Origin of the sequence: Psychrobacter pocilloporae (genome assembly GCF_029872915.1) — a bacterium.
GTDB classification, from domain to species: Bacteria; Pseudomonadota; Gammaproteobacteria; order Pseudomonadales; family Moraxellaceae; genus Psychrobacter; species Psychrobacter pacificensis.
Window position 1 is genome coordinate 1,884,610 of record NZ_PGFT01000001.1, and the last position, 21,122, is coordinate 1,905,731.

Consider the following 21,122-nt stretch of genomic DNA (forward strand, 5'->3'; position numbering starts at 1 on the left):
TCGTCAACTAATTTAGTAAGAACGAGCCGTGATGGCGACCAGTTACACTACCTATATTCATTTGTAATAGCTCTATGATTGTTTGCAAGAGTTTAACCAACGCAATTAGCGCTTCTCTGTGATGGGTTTTACTACTACTCTATTTTATAAGCAGTATACTTCTTAGTATGATAAATTGGACTGTCATAGCTGTGAGAGCAGTCATTGTTTGATCGTGCTTTACGTTCAGTTTCGGGTACGCTGTGTTTGACTAAATATAATGATAAATATTTAACTATTTACGAGTAGCCATTATGAGTATTGAAAGCTTACCCGACTATCCATTACTAAAAAAGCTCGCCGAAGCTCTTTGGCGAAATGAAACTTCATATCAAGGCGCTGCTATAATGGTAGGCTCTGGCTTTAGTAGAAGCGCTGCTAGTAGTGGTGATATAAATAGTAAGTTACCTTTGTGGAATGATCTTCTAAAAATACTATCAGAAGATTTAGGATCCGATCCATGGGGCGACCCGCTACAAATCGCTGAAGAATATAGTTCTTATTTCGGTAAACAAGCTTTGAGGGATTTAATCGAACAAACTGTTAATGACCCTGCATGGATACCAAGCGACTTGTATGGCTCACTGTTAAAGCTACCTTGGACAGAAGTGCTTACAACTAATTGGGACACGCTGTTAGAACGCGCAGCATCTGATATTTATAAACCTATCTATAGTATCGTTAACAAACCTGAAGATCTATCCTCTTCTCGCTCTCCTAGAATCGTAAAATTACATGGAACAGTACAAATATCTCATAATCTAATATTTACTCAAGAAGATTATCGCCAGTATCCCAAGACTCATGCGGCATTTGTAAATTTAGCCCGTCAAATATTTATCGAAAACGAGTTTTGCTTATTAGGATTTTCAGGTGATGATCCTAATTTCTTACAATGGGTTGGATGGGTAAGAGATCATTTAGCAAGTCATGCTCGTCGAATATACTTGGTAGGAGCGTTAGATTTAAGTCCAGCTAAACGCAAATATTTAGAGTCAATCAATGTAGCACCTATTGATTTATCAAGTCTAGTTAAACACTTGGATAACCATGATCAAAGACATCGTGAAGCAACAAAAATGTTTCTCAATGCTCTTCAGATACTTAAGCCTAAAGATAGCTGGGATTGGGAACCAACTTCGATTACTCGTAAAACTATCCCAGAAAACGAAATAGGTAAAGTACATAAGGAGCATAGCTACGCAGCAGCTTTACTTGAGACTCAGTTAGATCAACTTGTTAAAGATAGGGAGTCTTATCCAGTATGGTTGGTATGCCCATCTAATATACGGTGGAGCTTACAAAATCAAATTACCGATCCTTTTCCAAACTCTAAAAACTTAGCTGAAATGAAACCTGATTTGCGATCAAGGATGCTTTACGAAATCGTATGGCGTAACACCATTACTTTTAGTGTGGATGCTATTCATTTAGCTGAAGAACTTCTAGAAATTTGTGATCCTTCTCAACTTAGTGGACTAACTAGCAAACAGCAGATTGAAATAGCATTATGGCTTTTTAGAAGTACACGCTGGTTTGATGATAACGATTATAAAAATATTAACTCAAGAGTAGCTCATATTTTAGACACAGTTAAACTGACTTCTTCAGAAGTAAAAAACGAAATAAACTATCATAAAGCTATTTTAGCTAGAGAAAGCTTCGATTACTCTGGTTTAGAAGAATTAGTTGAAGATATTGAAGCCATAGACCCATCATGGAACATGAAAAAAGCATCACTTCTAGCCGAGTTGGGAAGGTTTGATGAAGGTGAGTTTCTTTTAAAGGATGCTTTTAAAAATCTTAAACTACAATCTAGAAATGATCCAACCTCAGTTTACGTTTTATCACGTTTAGCTTGGGTTAGTTTTCTTCTTCAAGGAGCTGATTTCTTTAACCGTAATGATTTAGAAGTTAAGCCCAATGATTTTGACTATATGGATTCAAATCCTTGGACTTATCTTGAACATATCAGGAAGAGATTATCAGAAGCATTGGATAAACAAGCTAAGAATAATAGTATAGAGCCTTCTTTTGACCCTGGAAGCTATACAGACCATTCTAAATCTCTTTCATTCAGTAATGAGTTACACCCTTTATTACTTGTAGAGGGGTTAACTAACACTGTCGGAGTTCCTATTAGATGGAGAGATGTCAATTTCGTTAAAGATATAGTAGAGAATTTAGCTAAGCTGGAGAGTTTAGAAAATAAAAATCGTTTCATATATGCTATACGAGCATCAACCTCAGATACTACAGATATACTTAAAACAACTCTATCAAGAATTAATATTGCAAAGCTAACAGAGGAGGATTTAGAGTATCTATTAGATCAGACGTATAAAGGTTGTATTTATTGGCTAGAAAAAATTATTCAAACTAGCAATAAGTCTGTACATTATTATTTTAGTAGATTACAAGTTTTTATGGAGGCTTTAGCTAGGTTCGTTATACGGGCGAAGCCAGACAAGGCTATAGAAGTGTTTAAATGGGGTTGCAGTATTGCAATCATAGATGGAATAAAGCATTTCTGGCTGTCCAAACCTTATAGTCATCTCATAGAATACAGCTTACTAGCTATATCAGATAATCGAAAATCAGAGATATTTGAAGATGCCCTCATATTTCCTTTAGCTACCGAAGTGAATATTGATAATGATTTTGGTCAGAGATGGCCAAACCCTGTTGTAAAATTACCTCCCGTAAGAAATGATAGTCTTAAAATCAGTTCACGTTTAGATGAAATCATAAACCATATTTCTCCGAACAATGAGGACAGCGTCCATGCTTTAATAAAGCTATTTCCTTTAATTGAAAATAACTATTTGAATGCTAACGAGTTAGAATCTATAAAATGGAAAATATGGGGAAATCCAGCCAACTACAATTTCATTCCTAAACTAGGTATTTTAGACCATGCTTTGTTAGGACTGTCTGGCGATGATAGTCAAGCGTTGGCTTTAGTTGTTAGAAAACATCTTTTTGAAAGTAATGATTTAATTAATATCCATACGCTTATAGCGATTAAAAATCTTGTTTTGAATGAAAAACACAGAGAACTGCCTACGAAGAAACAGTCTAACAAGATATTCAATACTTTAACTGCATGGCGGTTCACTGCAGAAGACACTGATGTTCCTGAGTTTTTTATAGATAATACGGAAGAACGTTTGGCCAAAGAAGTTGCATACACTTTGAACCATGCTATAACACCTTATTTAGGAAAATCCAATTTAAATGAAGCTAACTTAAATAAGTTACTTGATTTTTACGAGAAGACGGAGACCTTTGAGGTATTGTCTTCATTCATATTTTTCTCTAAGAAATTTGATATAGCTTTTGATACTCTTATGAAAGATATACGTGAAGGTTTCTATAAAAAAGACACAAGAAAAGTTGTATCATCAGCAACTGCTTTACTGAACTGGTGTAAATTAGACTTTAACGATGCATTGAAGCCATTAATTTCAAAGTTAATTTATTCAATAAATTTGAATCGCACTAGTGGACTTACCTCATTGATATATATAGCTAATGAGCTCTACTCTCTAGCATATTTAAGTAACGAAAATATTTCAACACTAATTGAAGTCATTCCAATAATTTTTGATGGTAGTGCCTACGAAAATGTAAATCTAGCCAGCCATTTAGCGATTAATGTTACTTCAGTTAGAACTGAAAGTATTAAACTTGCTCGAAATCTACTAAAAAATTATTCAGATAGTGAATTGAAAAGAATCATTGAAGAAGCCAAAACAGACCCTCTACCAGAAGTAAGATTCGCATAAATGAAAAATAGAAATACTTCACAGTCTCCTGAGTTAGCAGGTGGTGATGGCTTTACCTACGAAGGTCATGTCGTGGCCTTCTATTTAACCGCATTATTAGCTGAAGCGAGTGCACCTGGCTGTGATGGTACAGTAGTCAATGTAGCTAGCCAGCAAAGAGACTTCGGCTATCCTTTAGATGACGTTATTATAAAGTGGAAAGATGCATCAGATCGAATTGGAACCACTAGCTTACAGGTCAAACGTGACCTCAAGATTAGCTCTGCTGAAAGCAATAAAAACTTTAGAGATATTATTCGTGACAGCCTTGCTAGCTACCAAGATGCTAGTTTTAATGATGATATAGATAAGTACGGAGTGGCGGTTAATGAGATATCCTCTGCTAAATTTCGTGATTTAGGGTTTCTTTGTCATATAGCTGCTGAAAGTGGCGATATTGAACACTTTGAGCAACGGTTTAGCAATGAAGGAAACGCCAGTGCACATATTAAAGCTATTAGAGATGTGGTATATCAGTTATTGAATGAGTTCTCTGCTACCCCGTTAACACCTACTCAAAAACATGACTTTCTAAAACATTTTATTATTGTTAGGTTTGACTTCTTACATGATGGTGAAGTTGATGCACATATAGCAGAACAGCAGATTCAATCACAGTTACCTACCAATAGTATTGTATCGCCCGTATTGGTCTGGTCTTATGTTTACGAGTTAGGAAGAGAGTCTGCAGGGAAAGCGGGTCAGTTTGATAGGGTTCGGTTGGTCCACGAGTTAAGTAAGGTGGTTAAACTCAAAGAAGGTAGAACTTTTGAAGAGCAGATTGCAAAGATAAAAGAGCTTACGAATACTTACTTGCATCAAATTCAAAGCGATATTGATGGGTATAGTTTAGATAGGACTGGTTTAAAACTAGAGTTTACTGAAAAGATTAAATCAAAACGCTTTATTCAAATAACTGGTATGCCGGGTACTGGCAAGTCGGCTCTGCTACGTCAAGTAGTTGAAGGTTATTTGAATAGCTCGTTTGTGTTGTTTTTAAAGTCTAATCAATTGGTCGGTAAAAATTGGTCTCAATACGCTCAAAGCTCTGGGATACCTTCAACTCATAATTTAAAAGATCTATTAGTTGAAATTCAATCAGCAGGCACACCTATCTTATTTATTGATGGTATTGACCGTGTAGACAATCAGCATCGACCAATTATCGAAGAGTTAATAAGCTTAATTTTAAATGACCCATTGTTAATAAAGTGGAAAATAGTCGTTACCTTACGTGAGACAGGGCTAGAGCCGCTAAGAACATGGCTTGGGTCTGTTCTTAAGCAGGCTTCAATTGGTAACGTCACTGTCAATAAATTAGATGATAATGAAGCCAATATTCTCTCAACACAGTTTCCAAATTTAAGAAGCTTACTTTTTAGTTCTTCTGAAAACGTGAAGCATGTCACTAGAACTCCATTTTTTGCAAAGGTTCTATCTACGCTAAGTTTATCAAACGATACATCCCCAGAGTCTGAACTGGATTTGATTCATGAATGGTGGAAACGTGGTGGATATAGTGCGACGAGTCAAAAAGTTATAGATAGACAGAACGCTTTACTAGAATTAGCTGAGCGTAAGGTAAAAAATCTTAGTAAGCCCGTAAAAAGAAGATCGCTTAATAGCAATTCGGAATTAGATGAACTAAACAGCGACGGTGTGATTAGAGTCGATAATAGAAAATCTGTAGTAGATTTTGCTCATGATATCTTTTTTGAATGGTCATTATTGTACAACCTATTTGAAGCTGATGATGCATGGCTTGATAAAATTGAAGCGTTCGGTCAACCTCCTGCTATTGCTAGAGTTGTTGAGTTATTGGCTCAGCAGAAGCTCCAGGACGAAGAGTGGTCTATAGCAATAGAAAACCCAAAGTTTAAAACACTTCGTTCACAATGGTTGCGAGCTTGGCTATTAGGTGCTATCAGCCATCCAAATACAGCACAATACAGTGGTCAATTTAGAGGCAAACTGGCTGAAAACGACTATGATCTCTATGAGAAGTTATTGGTTTGGTTTCAAGCAGAAAAGACACAGCCAAACCCGCTGATACTTGCTACTTCCAAAGATATAAAAGTTGCTACCTCTCTTGCGTGGCCGACTGATTTAACCCTATGGTTTCAAGTTATTATTTTTATATTAGAAGATACTCCTTCATTGCCAGAAAACATATATCCAAGAGTTGTCGATGTCTTTAAAGTTTTTCAAAACCTAGCAATAAATTTTGAAAACGCTACACAGCCTTCACAGGTTGTTATTGAGTTTTCATCCAAAATATTACAAATAGCTTTAGATTGGCTATCTGAAATCGAAGGGATAAAAGATCATCCTAGTACTCATAACTGGCAATTAGTTAATGACATAACAGGATTTAAAGATGCGCTACGTAATTTGATTATAGTTTCAGCAAATTCTAATCCAACTTTCATTCAAACCTATTTGAATAGGCTACTCGATCTAGATGAAATACCTAATGAGATTTTCAAACATATAATCCAATTATCTGGATTTATAGTACAAAAACATGCTGACCTAATTGTTGAGTTTTGCTTAAAAAAATTATTGTGTGAATTACCATTAGATAAATATAAACGTGACTGTGAAGAACGAAAACGATCTCAAGAGTATTGGTTGGAATTAAATAGCATTCCACAAGAAGAGCTTACTGATAAGCAAAAAAAACTACTTCAACGTAGAGCAATGTTTTTAAGTCCATTTCCAACTGAAGTCGTTAGCGACAGTGACTGGAAAAGCCTTGCTATTAACAGTGACTTTATTGGCTTCTATCCTTCCTCTCCAATCAAAGAGCCATTCCATTCATTATTAAAATATGCTCCCGACTCTGGCTTAAGACTAATTACAGCGCTATCAAACCATGCTAATAAGGCTTGGCGACAGCTTCATGAGCTATCAGATGAAAAGCTCACACCAATTCCTATTACATTAGAATTTCCTTGGGGATCTCAAGCATTCTGGGGCAATGAGAAAGAATATATTTGGTCACGTCCATACTGGATAAATGATACATTGTCATCAGCATTTATGACCTTAGAAAAGTGGTGTTTTGAGCAGTTAGAAGCGGGTGCGAATCTAGACGAGTTAATTCAAAAAATAACTAAAGATCATGAATCAGTAGCTATCCTAAGTGTTGTATCTGTACTTGCTCTTGAACAACAGTGCATTAGCAAAACTGTATTTCCTTTGGTGACGAATCAAAAGGTGCTTGATCTAGATTACTATCGATTTACTCAAGATATACGTGGTTCATCGTCAGACAGGAAAAGCTATAAATTTTGCTTGTCAAATTTACTAAGTGCATTCGTTTTTTCTAAATTTAGTGAGGAGATCAAAAAAAGATTAATTGGACTTGCAAACTTTCTACCATACAATTTCGAAGAACAGATGGATAATGCAGTAGTTACTAAAAGATTAATAGAACGAGCTAAATTTTATGCCGAATATGCAGATGAAGCTACTTATATAGTTCAGCCTACTGAAAACGAAAGTATAGTCACTATTTCGCATCATAGCCCTTCTTTGAATAATAGCAAAAACATAGAAGAACAGAAGAAAAGTGTAGATTTTCTTAGTTTTAATAATATAGCCTATTGGGCTCATAAATCTCTTTTACAAGACTCCATTGTAGAAGGATATTCTATTCAATCTGCTCTAGAGTTTATGAAACAATACGATGAGCTAGAGCTCTTTGAAGATGGTTGTGAAGGATGGACCGAGGAATCTACTCATAAACGCATGAAACAAAATGCTGTTGTCGCCGTAGCAACGATGGCCTTATGCTTTAGAGAAGCGCTAGCTGATACAGATTTAGAATGGGCACGCGAGGTAATAAATAAAATATTAGATTTACCATTTAACTCATATGAGTGCAGCACCCCAGAAGCAAAACTTACATTTCATCCAAAGATATTTGCTAGTAAAGCACTAGCTTCTGAAATAAAATTTGATACAGCTGATGATAACTCAAAAATCCAAATATTATGCATTATTGCGAGTCCAGTAAATGAAATATCCATATCAGCTTTAAACGAATGTCTCTCATTATATGAAGTTGATAGAAAACTCAGTTACTCCGCTATATTCATAGCTATATCAATGAGTCATAATCATTTGAAATATCGTAATTGTAACTCAGATGATACAGCTAAAATAAATGTGGAGTTACAGAGTATAGAATCTATTTTAGCTGAATATTATGAGTCTGATAAACAATTCATTGAACTTCCAAAATGTGGAAGTCCTTGGGTTGAGTTGGAACAGGAAAAATATAGACCTTCTTTGAACTATTCTTTAAATAAGTCTTTTGACGCTATAAAGTGGGAAAGATCTGATGAACAATGGGATACTACTTTTTTGAGTCATATCTTAAAGCAGCTACCTATTAAGGAATTACTACAGTCAGAATTCAAAGAAGAACTTCTAAGTTTTATAGAGAATTTAATTAATTGGACTATTGAGCTAATTGAGCCTTCATGGTCTGAACAGTCTAATCACAAAGGCAACCATGGCAGTCTTTATGAATTCTCAGATGCTCTATGTAATATCATTGGTACAATCTGTGGAGTATTGCCATTCAACGTGACTTATCATAGGTTTGTAAAGCCTATATTGAACCTAAAATCTCAAGAAGGTTGGCAACTTATAGAACCTTTAATCAGCTATTGCAGCTGCAATCTATATGACGAGATCGTTGCATCAGAAGATATTGTAAGAATACTTGAACACTGTATGGAAAGATTCTTGCAGGTCGAAGAGTTGAACACAAATAGCTATCGCATTGGAGAGTTTGATGTATTCAAAAATAATGCACTAGAGACGTTAATGTTTACTCGCATCACTCAATTTGATAGTGCTAAACGATTCGCAAATGGTAACTGGACTGACATTCATTTGGTAATGCCCATAATTAATAAATTGGTTCGTGAAGCTGGTTGGGTTGGTGCTGTAATGCAAAACTTTGTGCAATTATGCGACCATGCCAAAAATGACTATCCTGCTGAAGTTTTCGCAGATCAAGTCTTAACCGTCATATCTAAGCCTAAGCTTGTAGGCTGGCAAGGTAGCACATTGTATTCTCGTATAGCTGAACTGGTGCAATTCCTTGCAGAAAGGGACAATCCTTTAGATTTAGAGACTGGTAAGAAGCTCTTACGAATTATTGACTGGCTGATTGACCAAGGTGATAGACGAAGTGCTTCACTACAACAAAGCGAATTGTTTAGAAGCATCAAGGTTAATTGAATAAGCTAGCTATAAATAGCTCTAAACTCTATACTTTATTTTTTGTTAGTACCATCAACAGATATCCTAGATATTTAAGCACCCCCGATGACGCATAATAGTGATTAGTGGTAGCCAAGTTTTTGTCAGAGTGTTTACGTTTTTTCTGTACAACCCTTACTTCATAGCCATGAAAACTCTCACGTGCACCGACACGTATTGAGCTGTTCAGACTCAAGTCTTTTTTAACATCACTTACAACTTGCTCGCTATATGCCCTCACCTGCCAATGACTGGCATCAATAAGCTGACAACCTACTAGCATAAAACTCTGTAGCATCTCAATCTGGGTCTCCTTAATACCAAAATGGATCGATGAGTTATTTAAGTTATGCTTATGCGCAAATATCTCAATAAATACTCTCAACTTCTCAGGATCCTTTATAGACATCTGATATGCTCTATCTAATGCTCTAATTATTACTTCCTGATTCTTACTACCTTTAGGCCTACCTAGTAATAGCCTGTCATCGTCGAACAGCTCACTAGCGCGCAGGTATAAACATTTAGAGTCATTTAGACTTATACCATGTCTAATAGCAACTTCAGGTAACAGCTGATCTCGAGAGTTTTCTTTTAACTCCTGCATCTGCTCTAGAAAACCTATGACGTCCGCATATTTAGGATGAATGAAAATTGAATTTGCATTCGACTCTTTAAAGTCATCCAAATTACTATTCAACAGTTGCTGGCTAGTATTGTTATCAGGTTGATCTATATTCTTAAATAATCGTGTTTTATTAACAGCTGTTTTTTTAACAAAGTATGATCTTATCTTATTTAGCTGCACCGTCTTTGTCGTTGCATCATAAGCAGTTTTGTCTTGTCTATATATAACAGAATAATCTAGTCCTGTTATTAAGTCTAAAACGGTTATAGGTAGCTCTAAGTAAGCGTTACTGAGCTGTTCCCCTGCCAGCAGATGAGCAGTATGAATATAATGCTCGAAGGTTGTGTCGCACGTTAAATGCCCTGCAAAGCTAGCCAGCCCAAACCAGGAGCCTTGATCCTTGTGATAGCCAAGGACGCCTTTTATTACTTTTTCGCACTGCTCATTATCATAATCAGTCATCACCTGTGCCAATGGCGACTTACTTAGTACTAACGCCAGCTGACTAATCGCAGTATGCCTAAAGCTATGAAATGTGAAGTCGTGCTTTCCTAGCAATCTGTCCCAAATTAACTTCATGAGATTACTAAAAACCACACTGGGTAATGGCTGATCGCCTGAACCTTGAGAAAAAAAGTAACGACGCTTCAATCTTTTCTGCTGACGATATAACTGAATAAGTTGTTTTAGCTCGTCTTTCTTAAGTAGGCAGTTAATGGGTATAAGGCGGCTTGCGCTGCTACTTTTCAATCTCCGATAGCGATTTGGTCTTAACCATATTTGTGGCTGCTCTATTCGTTGTCCATGCTCATCAATATAGATGTCAGCTATATCACGAACTTTAACACCGATAAGTTCTTTGATTCGCAACCCTGTCCGATACGCAAGACTTAAGACTACTAAGCACAGGTTTTTCTGTTCATCGCCTAAATCCGAGTTGACCAGATACTCTTTCATCGCATGATATATCCGAGGTGATATCATGTTCGCATTTACCACTTGGCGTTTATTACCCCACGGGAAATACACAAATGGCGCATTATAGTGCGCTCGCTGATAATCATGGAAAGCTCGTAGTCTGCCATAAGTAAATTTTTGAGTATCTTTGAGCTTATCCAGATATGAAACTTTATTTTTCTTTAAATACACATTATTCAAGACATTGAGACTACCTTGACTTAACACATCGTCTGCACAGCCAACTAAATCATCATCCGTATCTAGATTGTCTTCGCCAAAGTCTGATTCTTTGTTTAAAATAGACTGCTTTCTTCCATCCTTAATCTTACTTTGAATGATCTCCTCATATACAGCTTCAAAGTCCTCACCAGACCATTCATCAAGATTCTCATCCATTGTTAGCATCAGCCAATCCCGACCAATACATCCCAGATATTTACTAATGGTATCTAACCTGTTGTTACTATCACTCAACAAGCTTCTGACCCATCCTAAGAGACGCATGGCATTAGGCTGGGTAAACCCCTGTTGTAACAACTCTACTTGCGTAATAGCTGATGCTTTACTGCCTTTAAGGGCATCTTGAACCTCTTTAATGAGATTCTTACTAAAATTTGGATACTCCCTACTATTGGTACCCTTTTCGTCAGATTCTGAAAAGCTTGCTACAAATAACTCTTCCCAAGTGAGCGGCTGTAGATTTGAGTTAATCACCTCTTGATTATAATTAATAAGCTTATTTGTGGTTAAGCCCGTCGTTTTAATCTTGCCCTGTCTAACAATAGCCAGTGCAGTGTCTATATCGCCTCCTTTCATTTGCCGCCAATGATAGTCAGCGTATTTTATTAACTGTGATAAATGCGGTTTACTTTTATCTTTATTTTGTAGTTTTAGCTTCTTACAAATATCACTGATAATGGTTTCAAACGACTTCACATTTTCTTTTTTTAACTTTTTATCTTTTAGCGCGTATAAAAAGCAAAGTGTCATATCATCAGGTATGTACTCTACATAGCGCTGTAAGCTTGTAGCAGATACATCCTCTGAGGTATGACTTTGCGTATAAGAACAACCGTAATTGTCATCATCAATACTGAGCAAGATTAGCGCCAAACTCTCGCTGCTGACACCTGAATCTGGTAATTCATCAGTTGCTGGTAGCTGCAATTGATATATGTCACGTTCGCCTAGGAGCCATTGATACAGTGCTTTTAACACATCTATGTCATTCAATCCCCCATACATCACGCTACAGTAGAGCACTGACTCAATCAAATCATTGTTTGAGAACCTTCTTTTCCGTTGCCATATCTCAATTATTTGCTGGCTAGCAAGGCTTACTTGAGCACCACTTACCATCCAATCATAGGATATTGTTAAATGATCACGCTCTGCTATGACTGGCACAACTGGTTCATCCATACTCAGTTCATGAGCTTTGTTATAACTCCGTATGTATTCTAAAAATCCTTGTCTGGCTAAGTGATAGCTATGCGCAGTATCAAAATGCACCTCAAGTATGCTACCAATGGTTTGATAGTATTCAGTTAGGTCTGTTCCTGTGGGTATGTGATTGTCATCAACATAAGACGCTATCAAAACTTTCGCCTCATTTTTGATACTCTCATGACTTTTGCTTTTATTTTCTTCTCTTAACTGATGAGCAACGGCATTATCCATATATATTCACCTCAACTTGTCGTAGATTAAGCTCAACTGCAACTTTCTCTAAGTCAGCGGATAACGCTTTTAGCTCATTAATGGATAATGACGACATGGGATGCATAGCCTCCTGATCTGGATGTTCATGACCATATAGGGCGCAGATCAAATGCTCAGGAGACTTATTCGTTAGTAGTGAGCGTAATTGATGTCTAAGCCAATTATCTTGATGACTAAAAAAGTGTTTTATCTGATAGCGAACCTTACTAGGCGTAATACCGGTAAAGCCTTTTGGATTTTGGCTAAATAGCTGAATGAGTGGCTGACTAGAGTTCAAAATGTTATTTATAGGAAATTGATCATTGGGATATATAGAATTATGCATGACCGCAAATTGCTTGATATATTCAATATAATTTTGAATCGCTATGATTAAGAAATCACTAAGAGGAATAAGCCTTCCCTGCCCTTGTCCCTGACGTTCTTCTTTATCCGATACCCATAACAGCCGCTGCCTAAAGTCAAACTGATTTAAAAGCCCAGGTGCGTGCTTTACGGGTCTAATCCCAGTCTGAATAAAGATGATATGCCATAGCCAGATACCATAAGCATTGAACTGCTCAATATAACGGTCCTGCCTTATGCTTACGTTCCGCTTTAATCGACCGTTATAACTCTCAGTTGCTTCAGCAAGCTCATCAAAAAATCTTTGGCAGATATCAATATTTAAAGTCATGTCACTACCAATATATTTTTTATAACGATTGCTTTTCGTGCTAGACATACTAAGCTGTCGCAGCTCACCTTGGCTGTCCGCAGTACAGTATTCGGTCAATAGTTGTATGGCGCTGTAGTAAGTCTTCTCTAAGCTTATTGTCTCAATACTGGTGTAGTACAAGGGCGAGCTGTGTTTCACATCAACTCCAGTAATCATGTCGGCATGTAATGACTCTTGCAGCTCATTCTTTATAACTGTATATAAACAAGCGTCAATATGCTGATTTGATAACACCGGTAGCTCTAGTTGCACTTTCAAGCTTGCCAGCACTTCAGACACTTCATCGCCATCCACCGAAAACTTATTTTCAATAACTGCTTGTAGCCTCGCTGGCAGAGGTAATTTAAATTCATTATCATGGCTTTGACGATGTGGCAATAAGTGGCTTCTACGATTTGAAGTTACGTTAATAGTATTACTCATAGCATAACTATCAGCAGCCGAACCGCTCTCATGACTCAACCACTTGCGCTGACTTTTATCCAACGCCAGCTCATAAATCACGTCTTGGACCTTCCGACCACTTAGCATTGATAGTAATATAACGGCATAAACCCGACGCTGTTTATAGCTGACAACGCCAAAAATCTGCCACACCCGAGCAAATAACATCTGATAGCTCAGTAGACTTAGCTGACGTAAATTAGTAGGAAAATAAAACTGGTTACGGCGGGCATGTCGATAGTTGTTTTTTAGCTTCCATTGCTGTAATTCTGAGGATTTAGCGGTTGTCCTGGAAGGCTTAAAGTCATTGTCTAGAAGCGCAGGCGGGTCATCATCAGCAGTATTTTCAGCGTCCGCCACGTTATCATTTTTATGGGGTTTGCCGAATACTGTTGCTCTTAATGGTTCATCAGTACAATCAAGGTATCGCTTATTAGTGTGTTCTTTGCTAAATTTATTGTTTTGTGAGTTGGTATAGGTTTTACCCACAAACGCTTTATTATCTGCAATCACTTCATAGGCAAGTCTTATTTGACCAATTTTACCCGCCAACTTTTGATTAACCACTTTGCCTGACTCTTCATCACTTCTTATCTTAGCTTCATATACGCGTAATGCTTCTAGTGCATTCTTCAGTGAAGCACGTTGAGCATGGATATCAAACAGTTTTTTAACAATCTCAGACTGTGGGTTATTGTCCTTTAACCCCATCCTTAGACGCACACTTAGCTGACTGACTTTGGCAGAGTGCTCATCCTTACGTATAGCAATCATTATAATTATCTGCAGATATGCACTCATAAACTGCCATGCTTCATCATCCCTACGTGCTTGGCCATACATCTGGTAAAACAAGACCAGCATATAAGTGACTGCCCAAGCCTCGATCTTTTTCTCTTTGACGACTTCCCTGGCAATAGCTTCACATTCAGACGATGCAAATACTGGCATATCTATGTTGGCCTGCTTACCAATATGTAGGCAGAAGCCTGGATTAATATAAAGAGTATTAATAATCAAGGTTTGTACTTTTATACAGTACGGTGAATCAAGTGGCACTAGATGATCTAAAACCCTCTGTAATTCGCTGTTATCAAACTGCTTTATATTCATTAGGGTGCACCACTCAACCAGCTCATACTTTGAGGAATACCTAGAACACGCTCTTCTAGTGCAAACTTACATTGGCGATATTCATAACTACTCTGGCTAATACCTGCAAAATGGCAATACTCCCTTACAGTCAGTTGCCTAACCCCCATAAGCTGACATATTACACTTTGAGGTGCAGTGCTTTTAAGCGCTTTAAACAAATCAGGATGATGAATGCCTTTCAAGAACATCAAGTCTATGACCTCCATCCATGCGAGCTGCTGAACGTCTTTAATACTTTCAGGGATTATCAAGCATGGATAATCCCTATTATTCTCGAACCTTAAGACCTGATCGACTCTTTGGAAATCATTAAAGAAATAGAAAGTACCGCTTCCTCCATCAACCAAGCGCAGTGGTGGACGGTAGAAGTTATCCAAAAACTTCGTATTGATATAAGTCGTTTTAGGTCTCAATCTCTGCCAAACACATAACGCGGCTCTAGCATACGGATGTACATACAAATCATCCTTACTAGGATTGGCAAGCTTTTGCCCAACCTTAAGTTTATTATTTTTCATCTTTTTTACAAAAATAGTGAATATAATTCATGTTATCTAATGAACACTTAGGTGTCAAACGCTTTATTATTGCGGTCTTAATATCATAAAATAATTAGTATTATTAAGTAGTTAGTATTATTTTAGGCATAAAAAAACCTCTTGAAACTATAAAGAATATAGCTTTAAGAGGTTGTTGATTTTTATACTTTTATTAGCTGAGAAGGTTAAACTTGGAGTTTCATGCCTCTTAGCTATTCAAATAAAATTCGACTATACTTCTCACGTAAATCCTTTTTTACCATTTTTCCAGTACCGCTAATTGGAATTTCATCAACAAAGATAACCTTGTCAGGTATCTGCCATTTAGCAATTTTTCCCTGATAAACCTGCAGAACGCATTCTTCTGTAGCTTGATTCTCGCTATGTTTTTTTACAATTAAAACTGGGCGTTCATCCCATTTCGGATGCACAGCAGCAATTACAGCTGCCATCGCAACTCCTGGATGTTCTAATGCAATATTTTCAAGTTCAGCAGATGAAATCCACTCACCTCCTGATTTGATTAAGTCTTTGGCACGATCACTTAAACTGAGATAACCATCACTATCGATTGAAGCGATATCGCCTGTATCAAACCAACCGTCTTCAGTTAGTAAGGCCATATCTTTGTTATAATAATGCTCAATAATCCAATGTCCTTTAATCTGTAGGTGTCCTGTCTGTCGTCCATCCTCAGCTAAACGATTAGTTCCATTTTCTTCGTCTGTAATACGGATAGAAACACCAAAAGGTGGGCGCCCTTGAGATAAACGGATCTTAAGCTGTTCATCTTCAGACAATTCACCATGCTTTGCCTTCAACTGATTAATCGTACCTAGCGGACTTGTTTCAGTCATTCCCCATGCATGAATAGTGTCACAAGCATAGCGATCCTTAAATTCTGAAATAATTGATGGTGGACAAGAAGAACCACCCACGACAGTTCTTGTTAAACTCTTAAGCTTGGTAGCTGAAGTTCGAGCATATGTTAAAAGCCCTTGCCAAATCGTTGGTACACCCAAAGCCATAGTAATGTCATAACGATCAATGAGTTCAACTAAGCTTTTGCCATCTAAATCTGGCCCTGGTAGTACTAAGCTACATCCAACCATTGCAGATGCATAGGGAATACCCCATGCATTTACATGGAACATCGGAACTACGGGAAGGACAATTTCGCGTGAAGATAAACTAATAGTATCAGGGAAGCAGGTTACAAAACTATGTAGAACCGTTGATCGATGTGAATATAAAATTCCTTTTGGGTTCCCTGTAGTTCCAGAGGTATAACATAATGAACTTGCTGTATTTTCATCAAACTCAGGCCACTCAAAACTTGCTTTTTGTGCTGCAACTAACTCATCATAGAATTTTACGCCTGGCAAAACCTTAGTGATCTCAGGATCTGCTTCGCTCATACAAACAAAGTGTTGGACGTTTGGAATCTCTTCTTGGATAGATGCAATTAAAGCCACAAATGTCTTATCAAACATTAAAACCTTATCATTCGCGTCATTAATAATATACGTCAATTGCTCAGGAAATAGGCGTGGGTTAATAGTATGACATATCATACCTGAGCCAGAAATTGCATACCAAGATTCTAGATGACGATGGTTGTTCCATGCTATTGTAGCTACTCTATCATTCGGTTGTAGGTTTAGACTTTTTAATGCATTTGCATACCTTTTTGCATTTTTAGAAATTTCTAGCCATGTGGTTTCAACGATGTGACCATCCACCTCTTTAGAAAAAATCTTTGTATCGCCATGGTAGTGTGCAGCATGTTCAATTAAACTGCTAATCAGCAGCGGTTTAAACATCATATTTCCTAACATATAAAATATCCTTATTTCAAATAACAATCAGCCATTTGATATTATCTGCTGTAATAAAGTGCTTCGCTCAATACTACAAAGCAGTTTAAAAAACAGCTATGAACATACCCATGAAAAGCTGATAAATATCACTTTACGAAAACCATTACTATGAACTATCTAAATTTTATTAGTGAACTTAAGTTATTTTTCACCTTATTAAGGTGTTGCCAGATTAAACCCATACTCAAAGTCATCTAGCATAGAGAAAAACTGCTGAACCAATTTTAAATCACCTTGGTGCTGTACTTTCCCCTGTGCCACTAACGTCTCAAAAGAGGCTGTTTTTATTAACAATTTATTAAAATCTTCACGATTTAAAGTGAGAGTCAAATCAGCATCAGGTGCTTGAGTATTGGCCATCACATTTAAATGTGAATTCTTTAATTCTAAGGCGATCTTTTCATTGCGATCTGGCAGTACAAAGTTGATTTTAAACGCTTGGTCTAGCGCACGCTCAGCATTTAAGCGCACACCCATGTAGTCAAATACCAACTCTGTATCCATCGCTATTACGAGGTCTGGACCAACTTGAGTCGTTTTGACCTCTTTAGGCACACCATGACGTAATTCATAAGCTGCCGATAGATAAGCATTTCGCCATCCTGCACTTTCAGCCTGATAGCCTAGTTGTTCCAAAGTGTCTGCTTGTAAGGATTTTGCTTTTATGTTGTCAGGCTCTGCAAATACTAAATGATTCATCAGTTCTGCAACCCAGCGATACTCACCACGGTCAAAAGCCACTTTCGCTTTTCTTAATAACGCTTCACCACCACCCGCCAAAGCCACATAGTTCTTACCTGCCTCTTCTGGACTGAGTTTGTTTAGGGTAGCTGGATTACCGTCGTAATAACCTATATATTTATTGACTACACCTCGCACATTATGACTGACTGAACCGTGATAACCGCGGTTATACCACTCTTGGTCCAAAGCTTTAGGCATCTTAAATTCGTTATGAATTTCGTTAATTGTTACCCCACTATTTGCTAAATGTAGGCTCTGATCATGCAAATAACCATACATGTCACGTTGCTTTTCCATGTACTTCACAATATTTTCTTTACCCCAACGCGGCCAATGATGGGAAGCCATTAACACATCCGCCTTCACCCCAAATTTTTGTAATGCAACGTTGATGCTTTTACTCCACATAGAGGCATCCCGAGCTGCTGCGCCACGTATGGTGTACAAGTTATGCATACCTGCGACGGTGTTTTCTGCCATCCATAAGGTTTTAAACTGAGGGAACCATGTATTCATCTCTGATGGGGACTCTGTATTTGGTGTATTTTGGAACACCATTTCTACACCATCAATATTTAAAGTTTCTTGATCTTTTTCTACGATATAAGTTGGCGCAATCAAACCCACCAAACCAGTAGGCACTCCTTTACCTAAAGCTGCATCCACCACGCCATATTGATTTTTAGGTATCATGATGCCGTATTGATATGAGCCACGCCGCGCCATAGCATTGCCTGCAAGTACACTTTCCTTAACGACATGCTCCATAAAATCACGTGGTGCAATGACTTGCACCTCGCCTTTATCTACCTGATTTTTGCTGATAATGCCTTCCACTCCACCAAAATGATCCACATGAGCATGACTATAAACGACGGCTTTAATTGGCCGATCTCCTAAATGCTTGGTCACCAAAGCATGTGCGGCTTTTGCTGTTTCTGGAACGGTTAGTGGGTCAAAAACAATCCAACCTGTATCACCTTGAATGTATGTAATATTGGTCAGGTCAAAACCACGAACTTGATAAATTCGATCGGTTACCTTGAAGAGACCATAGTTCATATTGAGCTTGGCTTGACGTTGTAGACTTGGATTGATTGAAGCCATGAACTTACCTTGATCCAAAAAATCAAATTGCGCTAGATCCCAGACAACCTCTCCTTTTGCGTTTTTTATTTGCTTCGACTCAGGCTTTGCAATTAGTCCTTTAGCAGCAAATTCAAAATCCTGTTTGTCATTAAATGGCAATTGTGATAATACGGCATAGTTTTGCTGCATAGTAAATTTACTTGCAGGTTTACTACTCAAACTATCGTCTGCTTGTGCAGCCCCTATTATTAATGTGCCCGAAATTGCGGCTACTAAAATTTTCTTAATCATTATACGAACTCCTTTTCTTTTACTCGGTTTAAGTCACTTGCTAAATCTCCTATCCCTTTGATATGAGAGGTTTGTCCTACAAGCGGTTCACTGAATTGAATACGTTTAACCTTAGAAGCTTTTTCTTCCGAAAACACAGGAATCTGACTCATGGCAAACTCTGAGAGGGCGGTAATGGTCAAAGATGGGTTAACTCCTAGGTTTCCTGGAATGATCGATCCATCGAGCACTCGCAAATTTTTATAACCGAAAACCTCCCCTGAAAAATCTACGACACCATTGGAAGCGTCGGTTCCCATTGAAACCCCACTCATGATGTGCGCTGTCGTTGGTGTTCCTAGTAGGACTTCACTCAATGACGATCCTGGTTCCCCGCCTAGTTTTTCAGCATATAATCGAGTTGCTTTTTCAGCTGATGGAAAAGAGACTGTCAACGGGGTGTCATTGGCTTTTTGTACAGCAGTAATGCCATTTTTAAAAAAGCGATACCATTTGCGTCGCCACTCTAAATGAATAAAAGCCTCAGATTTTTGCATCACCAAAAACAAAATAGAACTACGAGCTTTGCCTTTTGGACGCAGCATTCTGCCAGTCTTTAACGGATGAATTAAACTATTAATCAAGAACTTCACAATCCTTATAAACCTAGGTCCTGTGACCATCGGCACGTAAGGCACATATAGCCAAGTACCATCTGAGCCTTCTCGGAATCGATTGACTTCCATATTGGTATTTTCATCGACAGATATAAATGAGCTAATAGCGACTCCATCGTCCACTTTTTCACGGGTGTCATTGGCAGTGGTTAAGGTTTCAGAGTTAGTGCGAATCTCCTGTCCTAATTCGGATGAGATGTTTGGCAGCGTTTTATATTTATCCCGCATTTTGAGTAACAACGGCACTGTGCCCATGACGCCGCCAGATACCACAACCCCTCGGCTACGTAATTTATACTGGCGCACTTTTTTACCAAGCGTTTCTTTCACAATAAGCTCATAGCCATCACTACCATCGTAATTTAACGGAATGATTTTGACGACTTCAGAACTAGGGCGTATCTCAACGCCATTACGCTCGGCAAAATACAAATAATTCTTCATTAAGGTATTTTTAGAGTTATATCGACAGCCAATAATGCAGTTGCCACAATACTGACAGGTTCGACGATCTGGACCGTCGCCATTGAAATAAGGGTCTTTTACAATCTTGCCTCTCTCACCGTCTGGTAGCGGGAAGAATACTCCAGTGTTGACCGTTTTGTAGCTGTCACCGTACCCCATCTCTTGGCCGACTTGTTGTAAGGTATCATCAGCGATGTTGGTATAGGTATTTTTGGCAGTGCCAAGCATCCGCTGTGCTAAGCCATAATATGGTAACAGCGTCTCTTTCCAATCGCTACGCAGCCGCGTCCAAGCCTTAGACTTAAAGACTTCATCATCAGGGATAAGATGTACATTGGCATATATCTGCGATCCACCGCCAACGCCTACACCATGCACGACAGTGACTTTGTTGGTAAAACTCATCTGCAAGGTACCTTGCATACCTAATTCAGGTACCCATAGGTAGTTTTTGGTATCTAAGTTGGTTTTGGGAAAATCCTGATCTTCTCGGCGCAATCCTTTTTCAAGGACTAACACGCTATTACCTTTTTCACTTAGGCGTAATGCACTGACAGAACCGCCGAACCCTGAACCAATAATGATTTGATCAAAATCAAAATGTGGCTCTGACTGTGGTTTAACATCCTTATTTAACATGCTATTAACTCCTTTAATAGTTTGCGTTTTGTCACTTAGTTGATAC

Annotated in this window: 8 protein-coding genes; 2 read left to right on the top strand and 6 right to left on the bottom strand. The window is 37.9% G+C overall.

Annotated features, from left to right (window positions below; translation table 11 throughout):
• Positions 1-293: 293 nt before the first annotated feature.
• Positions 294-3,827 (top strand): SIR2 family NAD-dependent protein deacylase, encoded by a 3,534-nt coding sequence (locus tag CUR83_RS08075; protein ID WP_284719417.1) that lies wholly within the window; start codon positions 294-296, stop codon positions 3,825-3,827.
• On the top strand, positions 3,828-9,125 hold the full coding sequence (locus CUR83_RS08080; protein ID WP_284719418.1) for an AAA family ATPase: 5,298 nt from the start codon (positions 3,828-3,830) through the stop codon (positions 9,123-9,125).
• A 28-nt stretch (positions 9,126-9,153) separates the two neighbouring features.
• On the opposite strand, the gene CUR83_RS08085 is transcribed toward CUR83_RS08080, so the two are convergent.
• The 6 genes from CUR83_RS08085 to CUR83_RS08110 all read right to left on the bottom strand — a co-directional run bounded on the left by CUR83_RS08085 (position 9,154) and on the right by CUR83_RS08110 (position 21,076).
• The gene (locus CUR83_RS08085; RefSeq protein ID WP_071001751.1) at positions 9,154-12,414 is read right to left on the bottom strand and encodes a site-specific integrase; all 3,261 of its coding nucleotides are present in this window, start codon (positions 12,412-12,414) and stop codon (positions 9,154-9,156) included.
• Complete coding sequence (locus CUR83_RS08090) at positions 12,407-14,731, bottom strand: hypothetical protein (RefSeq protein ID WP_071001752.1); 2,325 nt, start codon at positions 14,729-14,731, stop codon at positions 12,407-12,409. The genes CUR83_RS08085 and CUR83_RS08090 overlap by 8 nt, the downstream gene beginning before the upstream one ends.
• Positions 14,731-15,291, bottom strand: a complete 561-nt coding sequence (locus CUR83_RS08095; protein ID WP_071001753.1) for a hypothetical protein — start codon at positions 15,289-15,291, stop codon at positions 14,731-14,733. The genes CUR83_RS08090 and CUR83_RS08095 overlap by 1 nt, the downstream gene beginning before the upstream one ends.
• A 233-nt stretch (positions 15,292-15,524) precedes the next feature.
• Complete coding sequence (locus CUR83_RS08100) at positions 15,525-17,150, bottom strand: long-chain-fatty-acid--CoA ligase (RefSeq protein WP_071001754.1); 1,626 nt, start codon at positions 17,148-17,150, stop codon at positions 15,525-15,527.
• 198 nt (positions 17,151-17,348) lie between these two features.
• Complete coding sequence (locus CUR83_RS08105; protein ID WP_071001755.1) at positions 17,349-19,316, bottom strand: alkyl/aryl-sulfatase; 1,968 nt, start codon at positions 19,314-19,316, stop codon at positions 17,349-17,351.
• Positions 19,316-21,076, bottom strand: coding sequence for a GMC oxidoreductase (locus tag CUR83_RS08110; protein WP_071001756.1), 1,761 nt, complete (start codon positions 21,074-21,076; stop codon positions 19,316-19,318). Before CUR83_RS08110 ends, CUR83_RS08105 begins: the two co-directional genes overlap by 1 nt.
• Between the last annotated feature and the right edge of the window lie 46 nt (positions 21,077-21,122).